The following is a 20,758-nucleotide window of genomic DNA, read 5'->3' on the forward strand; positions in this document are numbered from 1 at the left end:
CCAGCGTTCTTATTACACGACTGGCGGGGAGTGAGAAGTCCACTTCGATAGCCAGCGCTTCACGATTAAAGTCATCGATAACATTCAGCAATCGGACGGAACGACCATCCGACAGTTGATCGTGCATGAAATCCATCGACCAGCATTCATTGCGGCTTTCAGGCACCGCCAGCGGTTCAGGCTTATCCCGTTTCAGTCGTTTTTTCGGTTTGATTCGCATGTTCAGTGTTGGGGCACCACCGGGTCCACGACGCCATTCAGGTCGAGCGCAGGGTTATATCTGATGAGCCCTTGCTGTACCGCGTAGCGCATGATTTTGGTCAGGTATTGACGCATTCTCCCGGCCACGTCATGCACGCCTTTACCGTCGATGGCTTTGATTAGCTGCGCCAGATGCCAGGTTTCAACCTCCGCGATATCCATTTCGCCAATGTCAGGGAACGCGTAGCGCTTCAGGCAGGTAAGAATTTTAGCCGCGTGGTTTTCCGACCAGCGCTTCAGGCTACTGGTATGCCACGAGGTTGCGATGTGTTTAAAGGTGTGGGTTTCGTCTACTGCGGTTTTTGCTGATTCGCGGGGCAGGGAAGGGGGTATGCCGGATGCCAGAAGCTTACGTGCCGCGTCGCGCTTTTCGCGAGCCTCCGCCAGCGTCACCTGCGGGTAATGGCCGAGGGCCAGACGATTTTCTTTACCGCCAAAGCGATAGCGGAAATACCACAGACGTGAACCGCTGGCAGCGACCGTAAGATATAGGCCTTGGGCATCGCTGAGCTTGTAGGATTGAGAAAGGGGTTTGGCAGTGCGGATTTTACTATCAGTTAACATTGAGGGTCGCTCCGTTCGTCGAACTGAAAGACCCGCAATTAGACCCCACATTTTCCGGATACCTAGGGATAAATCGAAACGTATCGGAAAGAGTTTTTACGCTAACCTGTTGAATTTAAGACACATAAGAATTCATAGGAAGGCATAAAAAAAGAATAGTGGTGCCCGGACTCGGAATCGAACCAAGGACACGGGGATTTTCAATCCCCTGCTCTACCGACTGAGCTATCCGGGCAACGGGGCGCATTAAACCGTATCCGAGGGATGGCGTCAACGGCTTTATTACCGTCTTATCACCGGTTGGACATATTTCAGGCATTCTCTGCGCCATCGGTTGTTTCATGCGTTAGGGCTGCGGGAGCGGGGCCGGTGCAGAAAAGTTGTATCAGGATTTATCCGTAACGCATTATTGTATTAAATATCATATAAATAATTCGGGAAGGCATTGACCTGCGTTCATGATTTCTACTTGAATAGCAGAGAGAATCATGCAATTATTGCCCGAATTTTCTGATCCTCATGAACAACAACAGGAGAGCCGCCGGTATGATTAACGCCATGCTGCCGCACTTGCGTCTCAGGCACAGTCGCCTGACAGCGCTTTCCTGTTGTCCGCGCAATTTCGGTTTCCGCCTATTACCCCAGCCCTTCATGCGGTGAGGGTACCCTGACAGGCTGGCAGGCATGACTAAAATCAGAGCGCTCCTCTGGTTTTTATGATGCTTGTCTGACGCTGTCATCGCTGCTTTTCCAGGATATCGCTTTCTCCTGCTGAAAAACTAAACTCATAGATAAGGCGGGAATTTTTCCCTTTACATGCCATCTGGCATCCACACTCATCCTTAACCTCGGGATTGGTGACATGAAACTAATGAAAATTGCGGCCAGCGCCAACATCGCCGGGCAACTGCGTACTTCGCGGGAAATTGTGTTGCTGGATCAGACTGATTTTACCGATGTCGCCGTGCTGGTGGCCAGCGCGGCGGATGTCCGCTCAGGACTACTGACGGTGCTGCGTAATACCGGGCTGACCATTCCCGCGTTCATGGCCGTTGCCATACCGGGAGAGGCCGACGGTCTGACGCTGCCCCCTGACACGGCGCTGTTATCTCTCGCCGGTCCGGAGGATCATGCCGCCGTGCTGGAGGCCGCCGCCGACGATTACCAACAAAATCTGCTGCCGCCGTTTTTCGATACCCTGACCAAATATGTCGCCATGGGTAATAATACTTTCGCCTGCCCAGGTCACCAAGGGGGCGAGTTTTTCCGCAAGCATCCCGCCGGTCGGCAATTCTATGAGTTTTTCGGGGAAAATATCTTTCGCGCCGATATGTGCAATGCGGACGTCAAGCTCGGCGATCTGCTTATTCACGAGGGTTCGGCGAAAGAGGCGCAGAAATTTGCCGCCAAAGTCTTTAATGCCGATAAAACCTATTTCGTCCTCAATGGCACGTCCTCGGCCAATAAAGTGGTCACCAACGCCTTGCTGACCCGGGGCGACCTGGTGCTGTTTGATCGTAATAACCATAAATCGGTGCATCACGGGGCGCTCATCCAGGCCGGCGCGACGCCGGTCTATCTTGAGACCGCCCGCAATCCCTTCGGGCTTATCGGCGGCGTGGATGCGCATTGCTTCGATGAGCGCTATCTCCGTCGCCAGGTAGCGGAAATCGCCCCCTGGCGGGCCGACGAGCAACGGCCGTTCCGGCTGGCGGTTATCCAGCTCGGCACCTATGACGGCACGGTGTACAATGCCCGGCAGGTGGTGGACAAAATCGGCCATTTGTGCGATTACATCCTGTTCGATTCAGCCTGGGTGGGCTATGAACAGTTTATCCCAATGATGGAACAGTGCTCGCCGCTATTGCTCGATTTGAACGAACATGATCCGGGCATTTTTGTCACTCAGTCGGTGCACAAACAGCAAGCGGGCTTTTCCCAAACCTCACAGATTCACAAGAAAGACGCCCACATCAAAGGTCAAAAGCGGTTTTGCAATCACAAACGTTTCAACAACGCTTTTATGCTGCATGCGTCCACCAGTCCATTTTATCCCTTGTTCGCCGCGCTGGAAATCAATGCCAAAATACACGAAGGCGCATTTGGCCGGCGTTTGTGGCAGGAATGCGTGACGCTGGGAATCGAAACCCGCAAACAACTGCTGGCGCGGTGCCGGCTGATTAAGCCCTTTATACCGGGAACGGTCGATGGCCGGCCCTGGCAGGATCATGATACCGCCGACATGGCGCGCAATGTGCGATTTTTCAACTTCGGGCCGGGACAACGCTGGCATGGTTTCGCCGGCTATACAGACAACCAATATTTTGTCGATCCGTGCAAGTTGTTACTGACCACGCCGGGCATCGATCCCGCCAGCGGCAAGTACTGCGCGTTCGGCATCCCCGCCGCGATACTCGCTACTTACCTGCGCGAGAACGGGATCGTACCCGAGAAATGCGATCTCAATTCCATACTCTTTTTACTGACGCCGGCGGAAGATTACGCCAAGATGCAGCGACTGGTGGAGGCGCTGGCGGCGTTTGAAAACTATATCGACCAGGATGCGCCAATGCGCGATGTGTTGCCCAGCATTTGTGAGCGGCACCCGGATCGCTATCAGGGCTACACTTTGCGTCGTTTGTGCCAGGAAATGCATGATCTGTATGTCGGCTATGACGTCAAGCAATTGCAGCGGGATATGTTCCGCCGTGATCACCTGCCCAGGGTGGCCATGAATCCCCAGGAAGCCAATACGGCGTTTGTGCGTGGCGAAGTGGAACTGGTGCCTATCAGCAAGGCCGAGGGACGGATCGCCGCGGAGGGCGCGCTACCGTACCCGCCGGGGGTGTTGTGCGTGGTGCCCGGCGAAATCTGGGGCGGGCCGGCGCAGCGTTATTTCCTGGCGCTGGAAGAGGGCCTGAACCTGCTGCCCGGCTTTTCGCCGGAGCTGCAGGGCGTGTATGCGGTGGAGGAAGCCGACGGCATCAAGCGTCTGTACGGCCATGTCATCAGCCAGTGACCCGCGGCTTTCCCCAGTTGCCGGCGCATGCCGGCTAGCGCCGATAATAGTATTTTTGCAGTTTGTTCACTTTATACAGATAACGGCGTGACTCGGCGGACGGATGCCGGGTATAGAGAATTTCGTAAACCTGGTCCGGCGGCAGTTCGTTTATCATTTCAAATGCCTGGTTTTTGTCGCTGGAGAAGACCCGCAGCACGCTGCCGGCGCCGCCGTTATAGGCGGCGATGACCGCGTAGCGCCGGGAGGTGGGATTGACGATGCCCGCCAGGTAATTCGACTGGAGCAGGGCCAGATAGGCGGTGCCGGTGTCGATATTGTTTTCCGGGTTGAACAGGTAGCTTCGGCTGGGCGTTCCCCAGCGGCCCTGCATCTTGAAGACATCGCGTCCCGCGCTGTGCTGCACGACCTGCATCAAACCGAGGGCGTCGGAATTGCTGACGGCATAAGGGTTGAAACTCGATTCAGTCTGCATAATGGCCAGAATCAGCGATTCATCCACCCCGTATTTCTGCGCCGACCGGCGGACATACGGCAGGTATTTATGGGCGCGTTTATCCAGATGGTTGGGCACTAACTGGATAGTCACCGTCCAGATGACATGCATCCCCGATACCCGCTTTTGCAGGCGGGTCTGCAACAGATAATCGGCAAACCGGGCGGCGCGCCATTCCCAGCGGATGGGCTGGCCCTCATTATCCACCACCTGCCCATACAGGAAAGGTTCTTTGCTGATCTGGATATCGTTGGCATCGGAATAAAGATCGATGGAACCGGGGTCGTCGCCCATCAATAGCGTGCTGATGATAGCCTGACGCAAATGCGCGGCCGGATCGGTGCCGGCAATGGTTTCAACGGTGATGGTGCCGGCGTCGAAATTAATATGGCTGCGGGTGAGATATTGATCGGTATATTTTACATAATCCTTTGGTCCGGCGATCAGAACTTCGTTCAGGCCCCAAATGTTTTCTATGTTATTGGCGAATTGACTCATCAAGATGTCAAAACCATTGGTGTCCTTGATATAAGCTTCATTGTCTTCGTCATTGTTATGGCTCGAACAGGAAAACAACAAAGGCGCAATCACCAGCAATGTTACAATTTTCTTCATCTTACCAAGCCGTGTCATGACGAGGAATGCAAAGGGGGCCAGCCCGCCCCCAAAAGGTGATTATTCGCTGGGAGGAGTATAACCTTCCACATGGACATCCTGGCCTTCAAATAAAAACTTGATCATTTCCTGTTCAAGAATTTTCCGATCGGCGGGATTCATGGTGCTGAGTTTTTTTTCATTGATAAGCATGGTTTGCTTGCTTAGCCAAAGCGCCCAGGCTTCCTTGGAAATCGTTTCGAAGATGCGTTTACCCAGTTCGCCGGGATAGAATTGAAAGTCCTGTCCTTCGGCCTCGCGTTTCAGATAGGTGCAATAAATTGTTCTGCTCATTGTTCTTCCTCATTGTCGGCGGGGCGTAGCGATAGCGGCAGCCGTGGTTCGTCCGCCAGCTTCAATAACCGTTCCACCGGCGCGGCCAGTCCCACGCTCGGCGGCTGCGCCAAGTTATACCAGAGTCCGGCGCCTTCATCCATGCAACTTTGGGCATTCTCCAACTGGATGCGCAGCGGCACGATATCCAAGTGAAAATGACTGAAGGTATGCCGGAAAGCCGTCATCTGTTCGCCTTTATCGATATCCATGCCGCGTTTTTTCAGCCAGTGGCCCAGTTCGTCCCGCGAGGGAAATTGCGGAAAACAAAACAATCCGCCCCATAAACCGATCGAAGGCCGCTGCTCCAGCCAAATCACCCGGCCGGTTTGCAATATCAGGAACCAGGCGGTTTTTTCCGGGAGTGTCTGGCGCGGTTTTTTACCGGGATACTTACCCCAGTCGTTACCGGCATGGGCCTCGCAGCCGTTATGTAGCGGACAAAGCTCGCATTTCGGCCGGCTGCGGGTACAAACCATGGCGCCCAAATCCATCATGGCCTGGTTGAACTGCCCGACATCCTCAGCGGGCGTCACCTGTTCGCTCAAGGTCCAGAGCCGCTGCTCGATCTCTTTTTTGCCGGGCCAGCCGGCGACCGCGAAGCAGCGGGCCAGGACGCGCTTCACATTGCCATCAAGAATAGGATAATGCTGGCCGAGCGCCAAGGATAATACCGCGCCGGCGGTGGAGCGTCCCACACCCGGCAAGGCGGCGATATCCTCGAAGCGGCGGGGGAACTCCCCGCCGTGCCGGTCGGCGATAATCCGGGCCGCTTTGTGCAGATTGCGGCCCCGGGCGTAATAGCCCAGACCGGTCCACAGATGCAAGACATCGTCCTGCGCGGCCGCGGCCAAATCGCCTATTGTGGGGAAACGGGCGATAAAACGCTCGAAGTAGGGGATGACGGTGGCAACCTGGGTCTGTTGCAACATAATCTCCGACAGCCATACTTTATAGGGCGTTTTTTGCAACTGCCAGGGCAGGGTTTTGCGGCCGAAGCGCTGATACCAGGCCAGCACTTGTCGCGCAAATTGTTGCGCTTGTATCATTTACGCGGCACCACTTATCCGGCTGAATTCAGGGTAGAGGCTTAAGGCAGCGATTCCAGCATAGAGTCGCCAAACTGTAAACAGGAACTTTCGGCTTTCCGCCCCTTGCTTATCGGGGCTATCTTTGCATAATGCCCGTTTGCCCCTCAATATGCGCGGTACGAAACCATTATGAGTAATAACGTCATCTCTGCTGAATTCGATGAACAAGGCCGTCCGTTGCGCCGGATTCGCAGTTTTGTCCGCCGCCAGGGTCGGTTGACCAAGGGCCAGCAAACGGCGCTTGAGAGCTTCTGGCCGGAAATGGGGGTGGAATACCGGCCCGAACCCACATCGTTGGCGTCCCTGTTCGGCCGGGACGCGCCGGTTACGCTGGAAATCGGTTTCGGTATGGGGGCGTCGCTGGTGCAGATGGCGGCGGCCAGCCCCGATGAGAACTTTCTGGGCATAGAAGTGCATCAGCCGGGTGTCGGCGCTTGCCTGATGAGCGCCAAGGCCGCCGGGCTGGAAAATCTGCGGGTGATGTGCCATGACGCGGTGGAAGTGTTGCAACACATGATCCCCGACGGCAGTCTGGCGCGAATGCTGCTGTTTTTCCCGGATCCCTGGCACAAGGCGCGGCATCATAAGCGGCGAATCGTGCAAGGTCCCTTTGTCGAGCTGGTGGGACGTAAGCTGCGTCCGGGGGCGGTATTTCACATGGCCACCGATTGGCAACCCTACGCGGAACACATGTTGGCGGTGATGACCCAGGCCCGTGGTTTTTGCAATCTCTCCACCACGCAGGATTATGTGGCGCGGCCGTCGTCCCGTCCGCTGACTAAGTTTGAGCAGCGCGGCCAACGACTCGGTCACGGAGTGTGGGATTTACTGTTCGAAAAAACGGTCTGATAGGATAGGCGGTATCGCCGGCAATTTTCGGGAGAACATATGTTGCGCTATTGGGTGCTTGGGTTATTGATGTTGGCGGCCGGACAGGCGCAGGCGGATTACCAGTGCCAGGTCAAACCGCAGGTGGATGTTTTTATTACGCCGCAACAGGTGCGGGTGGTGGGCGCTGAGGAGGACATCGTCATCAGCCGGCAGGGGGACGTGTCGCGCGCGGGGCGGCCTTTGACGCTTGATGCCGACAGTCGCCGTCAGGCCGTGGCTTATCAGGCGGCGTTACGGGAGCAACTTCCCTGGATCGACGACGGCGCCCGGGCGCATTTAGAAAAGGGACGGGCGGCGCTGGATCGGGTCATTGTCCGGCAATTGGGTAGCGACAGTCATGTGCGGGCCCGCCTGGCGACGCTGGATAGCCAACTGAAACAGCAAATGAACCGGATTATCGAGCATCGCAGCGACGGACTGGCGTTTCATCATAAGGCCATTGATCAAGTCGAACAGGATGGCCGTCGCATTATCCAGGAGAGCCTGGGCGGCGTGGTGCAGGACAGCCTGAACGAAATGGGCGTACAGCAAACCCTGAACGCCGCTTCCGGTAAAAGCCCTTTACAGGCGGTCATGGCCAATCTGGGGGGATTGCAGCAGGCCATCCAGGCGGAATGGAATAACCAGGAACAGGATTTCCAGCAGTTTGGCCGCCAGGTGTGCCGGCGAGTGACGGATCTCGAACAGCAGCGTAAGGATTTGCTGAAAGTTCTGCCCGCGGCGTGACCGCAAGCAGGCGGTCAGTCCATAAACAGTTCCAGCAACGAATTCAGGAACAACTTGCCTTTTTCCGTTACCTGCCATGCGTCCGAGGTCTCGCTGATATAGCCGTCGGCCAGGGCCCGGTCCAGGGCGGGGCGCGCGATTTGCTCGTCCAGCCCGGTGAAGTCGCTGAATTCCCGGCGCGGCGCCGGTTCGAGCAGCCGGAAGCGGTTCATGAAATACTCAAACGGCAAGTCCTGCGCCGCCACCTGATAACGCTTATCCAGATAACGGCCCTGCATATAGCCGCGGGGATGGCGGACTTTTACCGTGCGCAACACACGGCCGTCGGCCTGAGTCAGTTTACCGTGCGCGCCGCAGCCGATGCCGAGATAATCGCCAAAGCGCCAGTAGTTTACATTATGCGCGCATTGAAAACCGGGCTTGGCGTAAGCGGAGGTTTCATATTGCCGATAGCCGGCGTCGGCCAGCAGCCGGTTGCCCCGCTCGTAAATTTCCCACAGCACATCATCGTCTGGCAGCGGCGGCGGGCGGCTACCGAACAGGGTATTGGGCTCAATGGTCAACTGATACCAGGATAAATGCGGCGGCGCCAGCATAATGGCCTGCTCCAGGTCGTCCAGCGCCTGCGCCGGGGTCTGTTCAGGCAATCCGTGCATCAAATCGATATTGAAACTGCGCAATCCAAGATCCGCGGCCTGTCGCGCGGCGTCGCGGGCTTCATCCGGGCCGTGGATCCGGCCCAGTCGAGATAATTTCAGCGGATCGAAGCTTTGCACGCCGATGGAAATGCGATTGATCCCGGTTTGCCGGTAGTGTTGGAAACGCCCCGCTTCCACCGTGCCTGGATTGGCTTCCATGGTGATTTCCGCCGATGGTTTTACCGGCAGGCGGCGGCGGATGCCGTCCAGCAGTTCCTGCATGGCCCCAACAGACAGCAGGCTAGGCGTGCCGCCGCCGATGAAAATCGTGGCGATTTCGCGGTTACCGGCGTCAGGCAGATCCTGCTGCAAATCCGCCAGCAGATGCGCCACATAATCCTCGTGCGGCAATTCTCCTTTTAGCGCATGGGAATTAAAATCGCAGTAAGGGCATTTCTGTACGCACCAGGGAATATGCACGTACAAACTCAGCGGCGGTAACTCAGGCATTGCGTAGTGCGTCCAGCAAGGTATTCAGCGCCTGGCCGCGATGAGAAAGCCGCTGCTTTTCCGTCTTGCTCAACTGGGCGGCGGTTATCCCGAGCGACGGCAGGTAAAATACCGGATCATAACCGAAGCCGCCTTCGCCCGCCGGCGCGGCGGCGATGACCCCCCGCCAACGGCCATGGCAGACCAGCGGCGTGGGATCGTCGGCATGGCGCAGGTAAACCAGGACGCAATGGAAACTGGCGCCGCGCGACGCCATTGGCACGCCGTCGAGAGCAGCCAGCAGTTTTTCCAGGTTTTGCCGATCACTGGCGTTGGGGCCGGCGTAACGGGCGGAATAGATTCCCGGCGCGCCGCCCAGGTAATCCACCGCCAGGCCCGAGTCATCGGCAATGGCCGGCAGGCCGGTGACCCGCGCGGCATGGCGCGCTTTTAACAAGGCGTTTTCAATAAACGTCAGGCCGGTTTCCTCGACCGGCTCCACCCCAAGGTCGGTCTGGGCCGACAGGCTGAAGCCGAAATCTTCCAGCAACCCGGCCAGTTCGGCGACTTTGCCGGCATTGCCGGTCGCCAGTACTGTCTTTCGCATAATGCAAACCTCAACGACGGTGGCGCTTACAACTGAAACCACAGGCCTTGGAACAGGTCCATACCCAGGTAATTGAGCATATACAGGATAAGGATAACCACCATGGCGGAGAAATCGATGCCGCCCATGGCCGGTATTATCCGGCGAATCGGCGCCATAAGCGGCTCAGTGAGTTGGTAGAGCACGTAATCCATCGGACTGCGTCCCTGGCTGACCCAGCTCATCAGCGAGCGGATGATAATTATCCAGAAAACCAGTTGCCCCGCGGCCTTAAGCAACGTCAGCAAACCCGCCAGGAAATTGAGCGGATCAATGTCCAGCGCGCCGTTCTGAATCAGCACCAGCAAGGGAAGCTTAAGCGTGGCCAGGATATAGGCCACCAGCAGCGACGCGCTGTCGATAGGACCGAGCGAGGGCAAAAACCGGCGCAGGGGACCGATAATCGGCTGTGTGATCTTGACGATGAATTGCGAAAACGGATTATAGAAATCGCAGCGTACCCACTGCATCCAGATACGCAGCAGTAACACCATGATATACAAATCAATCAGTGTCGTGACCAGAAACGTCAGCGTCAGCATAAGAAGGTCATGTCCTTTAAGAGGTTAAAATGGCGGAAACAGGGCATTGATCAGAATAATTTTTCCATCTCTTCCGCGCGCCTGACCGCGGCCCGCATGGCCTCGGCCACGGTCTGCGCCAGTTGCCGTTCGTCGAAAACCTGCAAGGCCGCGGCGGTGGTGCCGCCTTTGGAGGTGACATTTTCCCGTAACGTGCCGAGCGGGATATCGGGACTGGCCTGCGCCAGCGCGGCGGCTCCGACGGCCGCCTGCCGCACCAGCGTATCCGCGGCGGCGGGGGTGAAGCCCATCCTTACCGCTTCCTGCCGCATGGCTTCCATAAACAGGAAAAAGTAAGCTGGGGCGCTGCCCGCCGCGGCGATAATCCCGTTGATATCGCTTTCTTTCTCAACCCAGCAAATCTCGCCCACCGCCGCCATCAGATCGGCGGTGAAATCGCGATCGTCCTGCCCGACGCCGGGCGGAGCGTACAGGCCGCTCATGCCTTTACCCACCAACGCCGGCGTATTGGGCATGATCCGCACCACATTCAGCGTCTCGCCCAGCATCCGGCGAAAGCGTTCGATACTGACGCCGGCGGCGATGGACAGTACCAGTTTGCCGGAAAAATCCACGTCCTGACAGAGCGGCCGGCAGACATCGGCCATTAACTGGGGTTTTACCGCCATGACGATCACATCGGCCTGCCGGGCGGCGGCGATATTATCGGCGCCGCCGCGCACTGAAAAACGCGCGGCCAAAGTGTCGCGGTGAACGGCTGATGGTGCGCAGACGGTGATAAGTTCGGCGGGGTAGTCGTTGGCGACCAGCCCGGCCACTATAGCCTGGGCCATGTTCCCTGCGCCGATAAAAGCGATTTTACGCTGTTGCATGTCAATCCTCTTATGATGATGCCGTGGGAGCGCCATAGTCCCTGGCACCGAAAATCGCGGTGCCGATTCTGACCAGCGTACTGCCGGCCGCAATCGCCGCCGTCATATCGCCGGTCATACCCAGAGAAAGCGTATCAATGTGGGGCAATCGCCGGCGCAGATCGTCAAATAATGTTTTCATTTCGCCGAACACCGCCAATTGCCGCTGAAAATCATGCTCGGCGGCGGGGATGGCCATCAAGCCTCGCAGCCGCAATCGGGGCAGTTCCGCCACCGCGGCGGCCAGTTCCGGTAATTGATCGGGGGCGATGCCCGATTTGCTTTCTTCACCGCTGATATTCACCTGAATCAGTACATTCAGCGCCGGCAGCGCCGCCGGCCGCTGCAAATCGAGTCTACGCGCCAGCGACAGCCTGTCCAGCGTGTGCAGCCAATGGAAATGCTCGGCCACGGCGCGGCTTTTATTTGATTGCAATGGACCGATAAAGTGCCATGACAGCGGCGGATGGATTTCTTTTTGCTGAAAATATCCGATTTTGCCGACACCCTCTTGCACATAATTTTCACCGAAGGCCCGCTGACCGGCGGCCACGGCTTCCTCGATCGCCGCCACGGGTTTGGTTTTACTGACTGCCAGCAATGTGATTTCCGCGGGATCGCGGCCGCATTCCCTGGCGGCCGATGCGATTTGGGCGGTCACCTGCTGTAAATTCTCTCTTATAGCGCTCATGTTTCAGGAGGTCGTATGGATATGGATGAACTGGTGGCCCATAGTGTAAAGCATAATGCCTCCGATCTGCATCTTTGTCCGGGTTTGGCGCCGATTATCCGCATCGACGGGGAACTGCGCCGGTTGGCTACCTTACCACGAATAAACGATGAGAATATGAACGATTGCTGCGCGCGTATTCTGGATAAACGCGCGCGGGCGACGCTGGCGGCAACCGGCCAGGCGGACGCCGCGGCGGCCTTCGCCGGGGGCGGTCGGGTGCGGGCGCATTTTTTCCGCCAGCGAAGCGGAGTATCGGCCGCTTTGCGGCTGATACCAGAACGTATTCCGGATTGGACCGCCATCGGGATCCCGCCGGCCGTCGCCGGATTGCTGGACGGCGCTCGGGGCCTGCTTTTGGCCGTCGGCGCCGCCGGCAGCGGCAAATCCGCGTCGCTGGCCGCCATGGTGCATTACCTCAACCACCGGCGGCGGCTGCATATCGTCACGCTGGAGGATCCCATCGAGTATATCCACCAATCCGCGCTGGCGCTTATTCAGCAGCGGGAGATCGGCCGCCATTGCCTGGATTTCCACGCCGGATTGCACGCGGCCTTGCGCCAGGATCCGGACGTGCTGGTGATTGGCGAACTGCGGGGGGCGTCGGTTATTCGCCTGGCGCTGGCCGCCGCCGAGACCGGCCATTTGGTGTTGGGCACATTGCATGCCCGCCACGCCTGGCAGGCGGCGGATCGCATTATTGAAAGCTTCCCGTCCGACGAGCAGGGCGTCGCCCGCATCGCGTTGGCCGACGCCCTGCTGGCGATACTGGCGCAGCGTCTGGTCCCCACCGGACAAGGCGGACGCCAGGCATTGTTCGAGCTGATGATCGCCACTCCGGCGGCGCGCAATCTGATTCGCACCGGCAAGACCCATCTGCTGCCGGGACTGGTGCAATCAGGGGGGGAGCAGGGCATGCGGACTTTTGAGCAAGACGGTCGCCGGCGGGGAAGTGATTCCCCTGCCGGATGAGACAAACGGCTATCGCGCCGGCTTTGCGTCTCAGTACACCTCTTTTTTCTGGAAGCGCTGACGGTATTGGCGAGGGGATATGCCGAACGACTGATTGAACACCACCGAAAAATAGTTGCTGTCATCGAAGCCGCACAACGACGCCACATCGCTGATGGTTTGGCTGCCGTGCCGCAGCAAGTCCATGGCCTTGCACAGGCGTAATTGGCGCAGATATTGATTGACGCCCAGACCGGTTTGCTGCTTGAACAGGGCTTTGAGGCCGCGCGGCGAAAGGTTGTGCCGTCGGCAAAAACTGTCCAGATGAAAAGGTTCATTAACGCTGACCCGCAACGCCATCAAGAGCAAATCCAGTTGTTCGGCATCGGATGGCAGCACGCTGTCCGGCGCATGGCGAAACCGTAACATCAGCAGGCCCAATTGCAAAAACAGTGTCTCGCTCAGCATCACCGAGAGGGGATCGGTTTTCATGCACTCCCGCGCCAGATTGTCCACCTCTCGGCGTAAGGCCGACATGCCGGGGGTGCTTAATCGCCAGTAACGTTGCGCCTGTTCGGTATCCTCCCCCGGCAAAATGCTATTCCAGTCGGCGGTGAGGGTCAGTTGATTGCGGCAATAAAGAATGTTGTCCAGTTCCAGTTCGTTAACCGACTCGTAACTGTGCCGATCGCCGGCGTTGATATAAAAAAGATCGCCACAGGTAATGGCATAGGGCACGTCATTCCAGATATGCAGGCCACTGCCGCGCCAGACGATGACCAACTCATTGAACTCGTGGGTATGGGGCGGAAAAACCGGCTGAGGGTGTCGTTCCGCGACGATGATCGCATTCTTGTCAGACAAGAAATAGTCGGTCGTATCGAGTTTCACAATGGGCATCGTCACTTCCCCAAGCATTGAACAAAAGGGGAATAATGGCATGACCGCGCGATGAAAATTTTGCGATGGGCGACATTTGTCATATCTCACCGTAAATCATGAGCGTCAATGTTCGCCGTTACGCAGCATTTTTGGCGTATAGGAAAACTCATTGCGAAATTGCGTGGAAAAATGATTACTGTCGTTAAAGCCGCAGGCATGGGCGATTTCAGTGATGGTCTTATCGCTTTGCCGCAACTGGCGGCGCGCCTCCAGCAGTCTCAAGCGGTTAAGGTAGCGTTGCGGCGTCATGCCGGTTTGTTGCTTCATCTGGCGGTGCAAGGTGCGCAAGGGCAGGGAGAACTGTTCGGCCAGTTCCGTCCAGTCGATATCAGTATTGAAATTATGCTGCAACCAGCCTAGCAAGCCTTGCAGACGCTGCTCCTTGCGCCCCGCGCCCTGGTTTTGAAAACAGCTGTTTCTCAGCATAATCAACAACTGCAAAAACTGTCCTTCGCTGGCGGCGATGCCTTCTGGCGTGGTGGCGTTCATCAATTCGCTGATTTTTTGTATATATTGCCTGGCCTGTTGTATATCGGTGTGGCCTATCTGCCAGCTCAACTGTACGTCCGGTACATCGCGCGAGGGCAGGAACCCGCTGAGGTCCGCCAGGTAACGAAAACCGTGGGGCGAGCGATACAGCACATTGATCAAATTAAGGTCATTGACGTTCTCAAACAGATGATGATCATCGGCGCGGATAAAACAGACGGTACCACTGCCTATGACATACGGCTGATCGTTGAGTATATGAATACCTGAGCCTTTTTCCACCAGGACGATTTCCCAGAAGTCGTGGTAATGTTCGGGAAAATCGGGTTGAGGCCAACGTGGCTCAATGGTTACCGTTGCCTCGGGCGATAAAAAGAATTCTTCACCGCAGAGTAATGTCATGGTCGGCACCTCGCCAAATCAGGAAGAGTGATTATAGTAAGGCTGGGGGTTAACATATAACCTTGAATTATTGACCGTCATCAGCGGCATTCAGGTTAATTTTCAAAGATTGACGGTGGCAAAAGCGGAATTTGCGGGCATGATCACAGATGGCCTAACGCCTGTCGGGCGCTTCATCCGGCATCGTTTTTAGCTGCCATGGGCAATAGGCTTCTTTGTCGGCGACGCTCGCGCGCAAGCCGCCGTGGTGTGGCTTTTTCCATGCCTATTTCTTACCTCGTCGGACTTGATCCGCGATAATTGTGATCTGTTTCACATTCATCTTTGCCATTCTGCCATCGCCTCCGTCGTCGTGGCATCCACTGGAAGGCGGTAGTACGCTGAAATCCCTACACTGCCTGCCATAGAAGCGGTCCGTGCGCGGGAAGTCCGAATTTCCGTCGCCAATAACAGGCGACGGGTGGGTATTCCGTTTGTGGATGCAACATTCAGTCAATGCTGAGGATAGAGAGTCATGCAAACCATAGTGGGTTCCTGGTTCGTACAAGGAATGGTCAAGGCGACCACCGATATGTGGCTAAAAGGGTGGGATGAGCGTAACGGCGGCAATGTCAGCCTGCGGCTTACCGCGGAGGATGTCGCGCCGTATCGCGCGGAATTCAGCCTGAATCCGCGTATTGAAGCGCTGAGCCAGAGCGTGCCGGAGTTGGCCGACAGCTATTTCCTGGTCACCGGCTCCGGAAAATTCTTCCGCAACGTCCAGATATCGCCGGCGGATAATCTTGTGCTATTGCAAGTCAACGCCGCCGGCGACGGCTATCGCATCCTGTGGGGGCTGGCCGCCGGCGGGTTGCCCACGTCTGAGCTGGCGGCGCATTTCCAATCCCATGTGGCGCGCCTGAAAGTTACCCAGGGAAGCAACCGGGTTATCATGCATTGCCACGCCACCAATCTGATCGCGTTAAGCTATGTGCTGGAACTGGACAGCGCCCGCTTTACCCGTGAACTGTGGGAAGGCAGCACTGAATGCCTGGTGGTATTTCCCGAAGGGGTGGGTATCGTTCCCTGGATGGTGCCGGGTACCGACGGTATCGGCGCGGCCACCGCGGAGCAAATGCATGCCCACCCGTTGGTGTTGTGGCCGTTCCATGGCATTTTCGCCAGCGGTCCGACCCTGGATGACGCTTTCGGGCTTATCGATACCGCGGAAAAATCAGCCGAGGTCATGGTCAAGGTCCGTTCCATGGGCGGCAAGAAGCAGACCATCAGCCGGGATGAGTTGATTGCCCTTGGCCGGCGGTTCGGCGTTAATCCCATTGCGGCGGCACTGGACATTGAATGATGATCAGAAAAGCGTTTGTCATGCAGGTCAACCCCGACGCCCATGAAGAATACCAGCGTCGGCATAATCCCATCTGGCCGGAACTGGCGCAGACCCTGAAAGAAAGCGGCGCCCATCATTACAGCATTTTCATGGATGAGACGCGCCATTTATTGTTCGCTTATGTGGAAATGGAATCCGAGGAACGCTGGAACGCGGTGGCGCAGACAGACGTCTGTCGTCGTTGGTGGAAATCCATGACGCCCCTGATGCCGTCCAATGCCGATAACAGCCCGGTAAGCGAGGAATTGCGTCAGGTGTTTTATCTGGAATAAAGGTCCCCGCCGGCCGGTTGTTGTTCAAACCAGCTTTCCAGGATGACAACGGCGGAGCCGGCATCGATCCGGCCTTTGTCCAGCGCGCGGAAACCGCCGTGTTCGAAGAGGCCGGCGCGGGCTTCCACGGTGGTAAGCCGTTCGTCGTGCAGCAACACCTGAAAGCCGAAACGGCCGTGTAGCCGGTTGGCGAATTTGCGGGCTTGCTGCGTCAGCGGTTGCTCGCTGCCGTCCATATTCAGCGGCAATCCCACCACCACCAGATCCGGCCGCCACTCTTGCAACAGTTTTTCCACCCGCGACCAATCCGGCACCCCGTCCCGGGCTTTGAGGGCGGTCAGCGGACGGGCGGTGCGGGTGATATCCTGGCCGATGGCCGCCCCGATACTGCGGGTGCCGAAATCAAACGCCATTACGGTTCGGCTGGCCATTATGCATGGCCCGCTTCGTTGGCGATATTGTGCATATCGATACCCAATTTGCGCGCCGCTTCCCGCCAGCGCGAGGCGATAGGGGTATGGAACAGGATATCGCTGTCGGCGGGAATGGTCAGCCAGGCGTTCTCCAACAATTCCTGCTCAAGTTGGCCTTTTTCCCAGCCGGAATACCCCAGCGCCACCAATACATCGCGCGGTTGTTGCGCCGTGCCCAACGTTTCCAGTACGTCTTTTGACGTGGTTATCATGGTGTCTTCGGATATGGCGATGCTGGATCCGAATCCCTGACAGGGGGTGTGCAGGATAAAGCCGCGATCGTCGGCCAGCGGCCCGCCGGAGAAAACCGGTTTGTCCAGGCGGATGGCGGGGTCGCGTTCGGCCGGCATGATCTTGAGTTTGCTCAATACGCTTTCCACCGTGAACTGTTCGACCGGTTTATTGATAATCAACCCCATGGCCCCATCATCGTTATGTTCGCAAATGTAAATGACCGCGCGTTTAAATAACGGATCCTGTAGTGAGGGCATGGCAATAAGAAAATGATGCTGTAAATTCATTCTGGCTTTTTTATAAGATAGATTGATAAATAGACGATCAGCAGTATGCGGGTAAATAATGAATATGTCACTGGTTGCGGGACAAATCGACCCGCAACCGGTCATCAATCACTTTTTGCCCGCGGCCAGACGTTTCTCAATGGCATCCATCAGCATACCGGTGATGGAAATGGGGAAGGCGGCTTCTATCTCCCTTAGGCAGGTGGGACTGGTGACGTTGATTTCAGTCAGACGGTCGCCGATGATATCCAGTCCGACGAAAATCAGCCCCTTCTTTTTCAGAATAGGTCCGATGTCGCGGGCTATCCGCCAATCGCTTTCCGTCAGCGGGCGGGCTTCGCCGCGGCCGCCGGCCGCCAGATTACCGCGGGTTTCGCCGGATTTGGGGATACGCGCCAGGCAATAAGGCACCGGTTCGCCATCCACCACCAGCACCCGTTTATCGCCGTCCTTGATAGCCGGCAGGAATTTTTGCGCCATACAGAAATGCCGGCCATAACCGGTGAGGGTTTCGACGATCACGGTTAGATTGGGATCATCGGCTTTCACCCGGAATATGGACGTGCCCCCCATGCCGTCCAGCGGCTTGAGAATGATGTCGCCGTGTTGCCGCCAGAATTCGCGAATCAGATCGTCCCGCCGGCTGACCAATGTGTCCGGTGTATGGCGGGCGAACCAGGAAGTGAATAACTTTTCGTTGCAGTCGCGCAGGCTCTGGGGCTTATTGACAATCAAGGCGCCGCGATCCTCGGCCCGTTCAAGGATATAAGTGGCATAAATAAATTCGGTATCAAACGGCGGATCCTTGCGCATCAGGATGACATCGAGGGAACCCAGCTCGATATCCTGTTCGTCATGAAAACTGTACCAGTCGTCGTCATTCTGGCGAACCGCCAGCAGGCGGGTGGTGGCCCGGGCTTCCCCGCCGCGCAGGTAAAGCGAACTCATCTCCATGTAATGGATTTGCCAGCCCCGGCGCTGCGCCTCGAGCAGCATGGCGAGGCTGGTGTCTTTTTTGATGTTGATGGATGAAATAGGATCCATCACGATACCAATTTTGATCATTACCTTCTCCTTTACCCCAGATCACCGAAACGGACCTGTAAGGCCGTAATGGCGGTGAGCGCTGTGGTTTCTGTGCGCAAAACACGGGGCCCCAGCTGGATTTCAGTGAATCCGTGCGCCGAGGTCATGGCGATTTCTTCGGCGGACAGCCCTCCCTCCGGACCAATCAGCAGCCGGATCTGCTCCACCGGTAGCGGCAGTGTATTGATGCTTTGCCTCGCGCGCGGGTGCAGGTTTATCTTCAACCCACCGTCTTGTTCCGTGCACCACGCCTCCAGCTCCATGGCGTCGCGGATCTGCGGCAGCGTGTTGCGGCCGCATTGTTCACAGGCGCCGATGGCGATTTTGCGCCATTGCTGGAGTTTTTTGTCCAGGCGTTCGCCGTCCAATCTGACGCCGCAACGCGCCGAAAATAGCGGAGTGATGACATTGACGCCTAATTCGATGGATTTCTGGATGGTAAATTCCATCTTTTCCCCGCGGGACATCACCTGGCCCAAATGCAGGCGTAACGGCGATTCATTATCCTGATGCCGCATTGAGAATATACGCGCCACCACATTTTTTTTGCCCGCGCTGGCGATCTGCGCCTCGAAAATCCGGTTGCTGCCGTCGAACAGGCATAAAGGTTGCCCCTCGCCCAGGCGTAATACCCGGATGAGATGGTGGGCGGCTTCTTCGCTTAACGTCACATGGCCCTCGGCCGGCAACGGTTCGGCATGGTAGATACGCGGTATACGCATAGGGTTATCGCTGTCGTTCGTTGGAAAAAGCGTCCTCGCGGCCCGGCCATGCGGGTCCGCCGGCCGATCCCGGTAGGCTGTTATAGTAGGTCAGCGCTTTTATGGCTGGCAAGCCCGCTGTACATAGGGATTGGCATTTCCCTGTACGGCCTGGATGCGCTGGTCGCGCAGACATTCCCAGCGCGTGACCGGATAGCGTCGGTCCCAGGCCTCGAATAGCCGGGTCTGCTGGGGTGAAAGACGCAGCCGGTACCTGTCGCGCATGTAAAAATAGGTACGGGCGATGATGCCGCGGGCGCGCTCGGGCGGTTCCGCCAGACGATTTTTAAAATCGATTTTCATCTCGCATTGGCCATATTGGCCTTCGCCGCCGCGCCATTGGCTGTACTGAAAATTACCTCGATCGCCGTTGACTTCGCCGATAGCCGGTTGCAGGTTGTGCAGGTCATTTTCCATTTGCCGGTAGACGGCGTCCGTTTCACAGTTTTTTCGGCCGCCGTCTTGCCAGCATTGCCGCTGATGACCGAATTCCCAGGCGGGCACCACATGCTCCCATTCGATACGGTTGGCGCGCAAGGGGCTTTTGCGTACCCGATAGCCGCAGGAGGTCAGGTCGGGTATCCCTTTTTTACCCTGCCAGTCAATGGCGCAGCCGCAATAAAAGGTCCCCGGCGCATCCTGATTGATCTTGACCGACGCGGTCTTGGCCTGGCTGAAATTTAGGAGCGCCTTGGCCGACGCGGGGAAGGAAACAGACAAAAGGGAAAGCAAGAGTAAACAAAACAGGGTGTTCGGCATACAAGACCAAGCGTAACGGAAAAACGCAGAGTAACGGATTGTGATGCGCCGGGCAAATCGCGTGATAAACGCCATACTGCGGGCCGGTTTCCAAGGCCGGGGGGCGGCGGCTTGCCGATGCCTGGCCCGGCGGATTATCCCTTGGCGTCGAATTGCAAAATGTCGCCGCACTGGCGGCAGCGGTATTGCGCTTCTCCCCGCATCACCCGGTTATGGCGGCGCACAGTCAATTCATGGTGCTGACAGCGGCACACATAAGGGTAGGTATTGGGACGCACCGGCGCGAGATCGAACTGATGGGTACGTCGCGGTTCGGTTTGCAAAACGGCGGCCATCATCCAGCGCCATTCCCTGCCGTGGGGCGCTACGCGGCCAAAGCGGCGAAAAACCAGCAAATGGGCCAGTTCATGCGGGATCACTTCATTGACGAACTCGCCTTGGTTTGCCAGCAATAGCGTCGGGTTCAGGCGTATTTCCCATTGTTCCAGCCAGGCGGTGCCGGCCGAGGTGCCGCGCTGATGGTAGTTTAGCGCCGGTTCCTCGAATACGCAGCCGAAGTGCTCGCCGGCCCGGCGCAGATGATCACGCAGGCATTGCATAACCGCTTGATGAAGATTAATGGGAATTCGGGGTGCTTTCATAAACCCAAGGTTAACCGGGCGGGAAACGTGTGGCAAGAGGTCAGGGCGCCGCTGGCGCCGAAGTCGGATGACAAGCCCGACCTGGC

Annotated in this window: 23 protein-coding genes, 1 tRNA gene and 1 pseudogene; 6 read left to right on the forward strand and 19 right to left on the reverse strand. The window is 57.1% G+C overall.

Annotation, left to right across the window (positions count from 1 at the left end; genetic code table 11):
* The 3 genes and pseudogenes from FCN80_RS22745 to FCN80_RS22755 all read right to left on the reverse strand — a co-directional run.
* Positions 1 to 226 (reverse strand): annotated as a pseudogene (locus tag FCN80_RS22745) (DDE-type integrase/transposase/recombinase); the annotation flags it as partial.
* Entirely contained in the window at positions 223 to 876 is a 654-nt protein-coding gene (locus FCN80_RS22750; protein ID WP_306767918.1) for a tyrosine-type recombinase/integrase, read from the reverse strand. The pseudogene FCN80_RS22745 and the gene FCN80_RS22750, both read right to left, overlap by 4 nt.
* 108 nt (positions 877 to 984) lie before the next feature.
* A tRNA-Phe gene (locus tag FCN80_RS22755) sits at positions 985 to 1,060 on the reverse strand.
* Positions 1,061 to 1,687: 627 nt separating this feature from the next.
* Here FCN80_RS22755 and FCN80_RS22760 point away from each other — a divergent pair.
* Complete coding sequence (locus FCN80_RS22760; RefSeq protein ID WP_136992635.1) at positions 1,688 to 3,844, forward strand: ornithine decarboxylase; 2,157 nt, start codon at positions 1,688 to 1,690, stop codon at positions 3,842 to 3,844.
* A gap of 34 nt (positions 3,845 to 3,878) precedes the next feature.
* Here FCN80_RS22760 and mltC read toward each other — a convergent pair whose 3' ends face one another.
* From mltC to mutY, 3 genes are read right to left on the reverse strand one after another with little or no spacing between them, the layout of a single operon-like run.
* On the reverse strand, positions 3,879 to 4,955 hold the full coding sequence (gene mltC / locus FCN80_RS22765; RefSeq protein WP_136992636.1) for a membrane-bound lytic murein transglycosylase MltC: 1,077 nt from the start codon (positions 4,953 to 4,955) through the stop codon (positions 3,879 to 3,881).
* Positions 4,956 to 5,015: 60 nt separating this feature from the next.
* On the reverse strand, positions 5,016 to 5,288 hold the full coding sequence (locus FCN80_RS22770) for an oxidative damage protection protein (RefSeq protein ID WP_136992637.1): 273 nt from the start codon (positions 5,286 to 5,288) through the stop codon (positions 5,016 to 5,018).
* Positions 5,285 to 6,376 carry an A/G-specific adenine glycosylase gene (gene mutY, locus FCN80_RS22775; RefSeq protein WP_136992638.1) on the reverse strand — a complete coding sequence of 364 codons (1,092 nt, stop codon included), beginning with the start codon at positions 6,374 to 6,376 and terminating at the stop codon, positions 5,285 to 5,287. Before mutY ends, FCN80_RS22770 begins: the two co-directional genes overlap by 4 nt.
* A gap of 171 nt (positions 6,377 to 6,547) precedes the next feature.
* Here mutY and trmB point away from each other — a divergent pair, with 171 nt between their 5' ends.
* Complete coding sequence (trmB, locus tag FCN80_RS22780) at positions 6,548 to 7,267, forward strand: tRNA (guanosine(46)-N7)-methyltransferase TrmB (protein WP_136992639.1); 720 nt, start codon at positions 6,548 to 6,550, stop codon at positions 7,265 to 7,267.
* Positions 7,268 to 7,306: 39 nt separating this feature from the next.
* Positions 7,307 to 8,035 (forward strand): YggN family protein, encoded by a 729-nt coding sequence (locus FCN80_RS22785; RefSeq protein ID WP_136992640.1) that lies wholly within the window; start codon positions 7,307 to 7,309, stop codon positions 8,033 to 8,035.
* 14 nt (positions 8,036 to 8,049) lie between these two features.
* On the opposite strand, the gene hemW is transcribed toward FCN80_RS22785, so the two are convergent.
* From hemW to FCN80_RS22810, 5 genes are read right to left on the reverse strand one after another with little or no spacing between them, the layout of a single operon-like run.
* A complete protein-coding gene (hemW, locus tag FCN80_RS22790; protein ID WP_136992641.1) occupies positions 8,050 to 9,183 on the reverse strand; it encodes a radical SAM family heme chaperone HemW in 1,134 nt (377 codons plus the stop codon).
* A complete protein-coding gene (gene rdgB / locus FCN80_RS22795) occupies positions 9,176 to 9,769 on the reverse strand; it encodes an RdgB/HAM1 family non-canonical purine NTP pyrophosphatase (RefSeq protein ID WP_136992642.1) in 594 nt (197 codons plus the stop codon). The genes hemW and rdgB overlap by 8 nt, the downstream gene beginning before the upstream one ends.
* 26 nt (positions 9,770 to 9,795) lie before the next feature.
* Complete coding sequence (locus FCN80_RS22800) at positions 9,796 to 10,350, reverse strand: YggT family protein (RefSeq protein ID WP_136992643.1); 555 nt, start codon at positions 10,348 to 10,350, stop codon at positions 9,796 to 9,798.
* A 50-nt stretch (positions 10,351 to 10,400) separates the two neighbouring features.
* Positions 10,401 to 11,222 (reverse strand): pyrroline-5-carboxylate reductase, encoded by an 822-nt coding sequence (gene proC, locus FCN80_RS22805; protein ID WP_136992644.1) that lies wholly within the window; start codon positions 11,220 to 11,222, stop codon positions 10,401 to 10,403.
* Positions 11,223 to 11,232: 10 nt separating this feature from the next.
* A complete protein-coding gene (locus tag FCN80_RS22810) occupies positions 11,233 to 11,952 on the reverse strand; it encodes a YggS family pyridoxal phosphate-dependent enzyme (RefSeq protein ID WP_136992645.1) in 720 nt (239 codons plus the stop codon).
* Positions 11,953 to 11,967: 15 nt separating this feature from the next.
* On the opposite strand from FCN80_RS22810, the gene FCN80_RS22815 reads away from it, so the two are divergent.
* Complete coding sequence (locus FCN80_RS22815; RefSeq protein ID WP_136992646.1) at positions 11,968 to 12,963, forward strand: type IV pilus twitching motility protein PilT; 996 nt, start codon at positions 11,968 to 11,970, stop codon at positions 12,961 to 12,963.
* 30 nt (positions 12,964 to 12,993) lie between these two features.
* On the opposite strand, the gene rhaR is transcribed toward FCN80_RS22815, so the two are convergent.
* Positions 12,994 to 13,842, reverse strand: a complete 849-nt coding sequence (gene rhaR, locus FCN80_RS22820; protein WP_136992647.1) for an HTH-type transcriptional activator RhaR — start codon at positions 13,840 to 13,842, stop codon at positions 12,994 to 12,996.
* Between the two features lie 105 nt (positions 13,843 to 13,947).
* On the reverse strand, positions 13,948 to 14,775 hold the full coding sequence (gene rhaS / locus FCN80_RS22825) for an HTH-type transcriptional activator RhaS (protein WP_136992648.1): 828 nt from the start codon (positions 14,773 to 14,775) through the stop codon (positions 13,948 to 13,950).
* Between the two features lie 514 nt (positions 14,776 to 15,289).
* Between rhaS and rhaD the strand changes: the two genes are divergently transcribed.
* Positions 15,290 to 16,117 (forward strand): rhamnulose-1-phosphate aldolase, encoded by an 828-nt coding sequence (rhaD, locus tag FCN80_RS22830; protein ID WP_136992649.1) that lies wholly within the window; start codon positions 15,290 to 15,292, stop codon positions 16,115 to 16,117.
* Positions 16,114 to 16,431 (forward strand): L-rhamnose mutarotase, encoded by a 318-nt coding sequence (gene rhaM / locus FCN80_RS22835; protein WP_230492876.1) that lies wholly within the window; start codon positions 16,114 to 16,116, stop codon positions 16,429 to 16,431. The genes rhaD and rhaM overlap by 4 nt, the downstream gene beginning before the upstream one ends.
* Here rhaM and ruvX read toward each other — a convergent pair.
* The 6 genes from ruvX to FCN80_RS22865 form a co-directional block, all read right to left on the reverse strand.
* Positions 16,419 to 16,862, reverse strand: a complete 444-nt coding sequence (gene ruvX, locus FCN80_RS22840) for a Holliday junction resolvase RuvX (protein ID WP_136992650.1) — start codon at positions 16,860 to 16,862, stop codon at positions 16,419 to 16,421. The two genes, rhaM and ruvX, sit on opposite strands and share 13 nt — an antisense overlap.
* Positions 16,862 to 17,425 carry a YqgE/AlgH family protein gene (locus FCN80_RS22845; protein WP_136992651.1) on the reverse strand — a complete coding sequence of 188 codons (564 nt, stop codon included), beginning with the start codon at positions 17,423 to 17,425 and terminating at the stop codon, positions 16,862 to 16,864. Before FCN80_RS22845 ends, ruvX begins: the two co-directional genes overlap by 1 nt.
* Before the next feature lie 108 nt (positions 17,426 to 17,533).
* Positions 17,534 to 18,490 (reverse strand): glutathione synthase, encoded by a 957-nt coding sequence (gshB, locus tag FCN80_RS22850; RefSeq protein WP_136992652.1) that lies wholly within the window; start codon positions 18,488 to 18,490, stop codon positions 17,534 to 17,536.
* An 11-nt stretch (positions 18,491 to 18,501) separates the two neighbouring features.
* Entirely contained in the window at positions 18,502 to 19,233 is a 732-nt protein-coding gene (gene rsmE, locus FCN80_RS22855) for a 16S rRNA (uracil(1498)-N(3))-methyltransferase (RefSeq protein ID WP_136992653.1), read from the reverse strand.
* 99 nt (positions 19,234 to 19,332) lie between these two features.
* Positions 19,333 to 20,031 carry a deoxyribonuclease I gene (gene endA / locus FCN80_RS22860; RefSeq protein ID WP_136992654.1) on the reverse strand — a complete coding sequence of 233 codons (699 nt, stop codon included), beginning with the start codon at positions 20,029 to 20,031 and terminating at the stop codon, positions 19,333 to 19,335.
* Positions 20,032 to 20,165: 134 nt separating this feature from the next.
* Positions 20,166 to 20,672: a SprT family zinc-dependent metalloprotease gene (locus FCN80_RS22865; RefSeq protein ID WP_136992655.1), complete on the reverse strand. Its 507-nt coding sequence runs from the start codon at positions 20,670 to 20,672 to the stop codon at positions 20,166 to 20,168.
* Positions 20,673 to 20,758: the final 86 nt, after the last annotated feature.

This window comes from Martelella alba (assembly GCF_005217455.1).
In the GTDB taxonomy this organism is placed as follows: Bacteria; Pseudomonadota; Gammaproteobacteria; order Enterobacterales; family Enterobacteriaceae; genus Acerihabitans.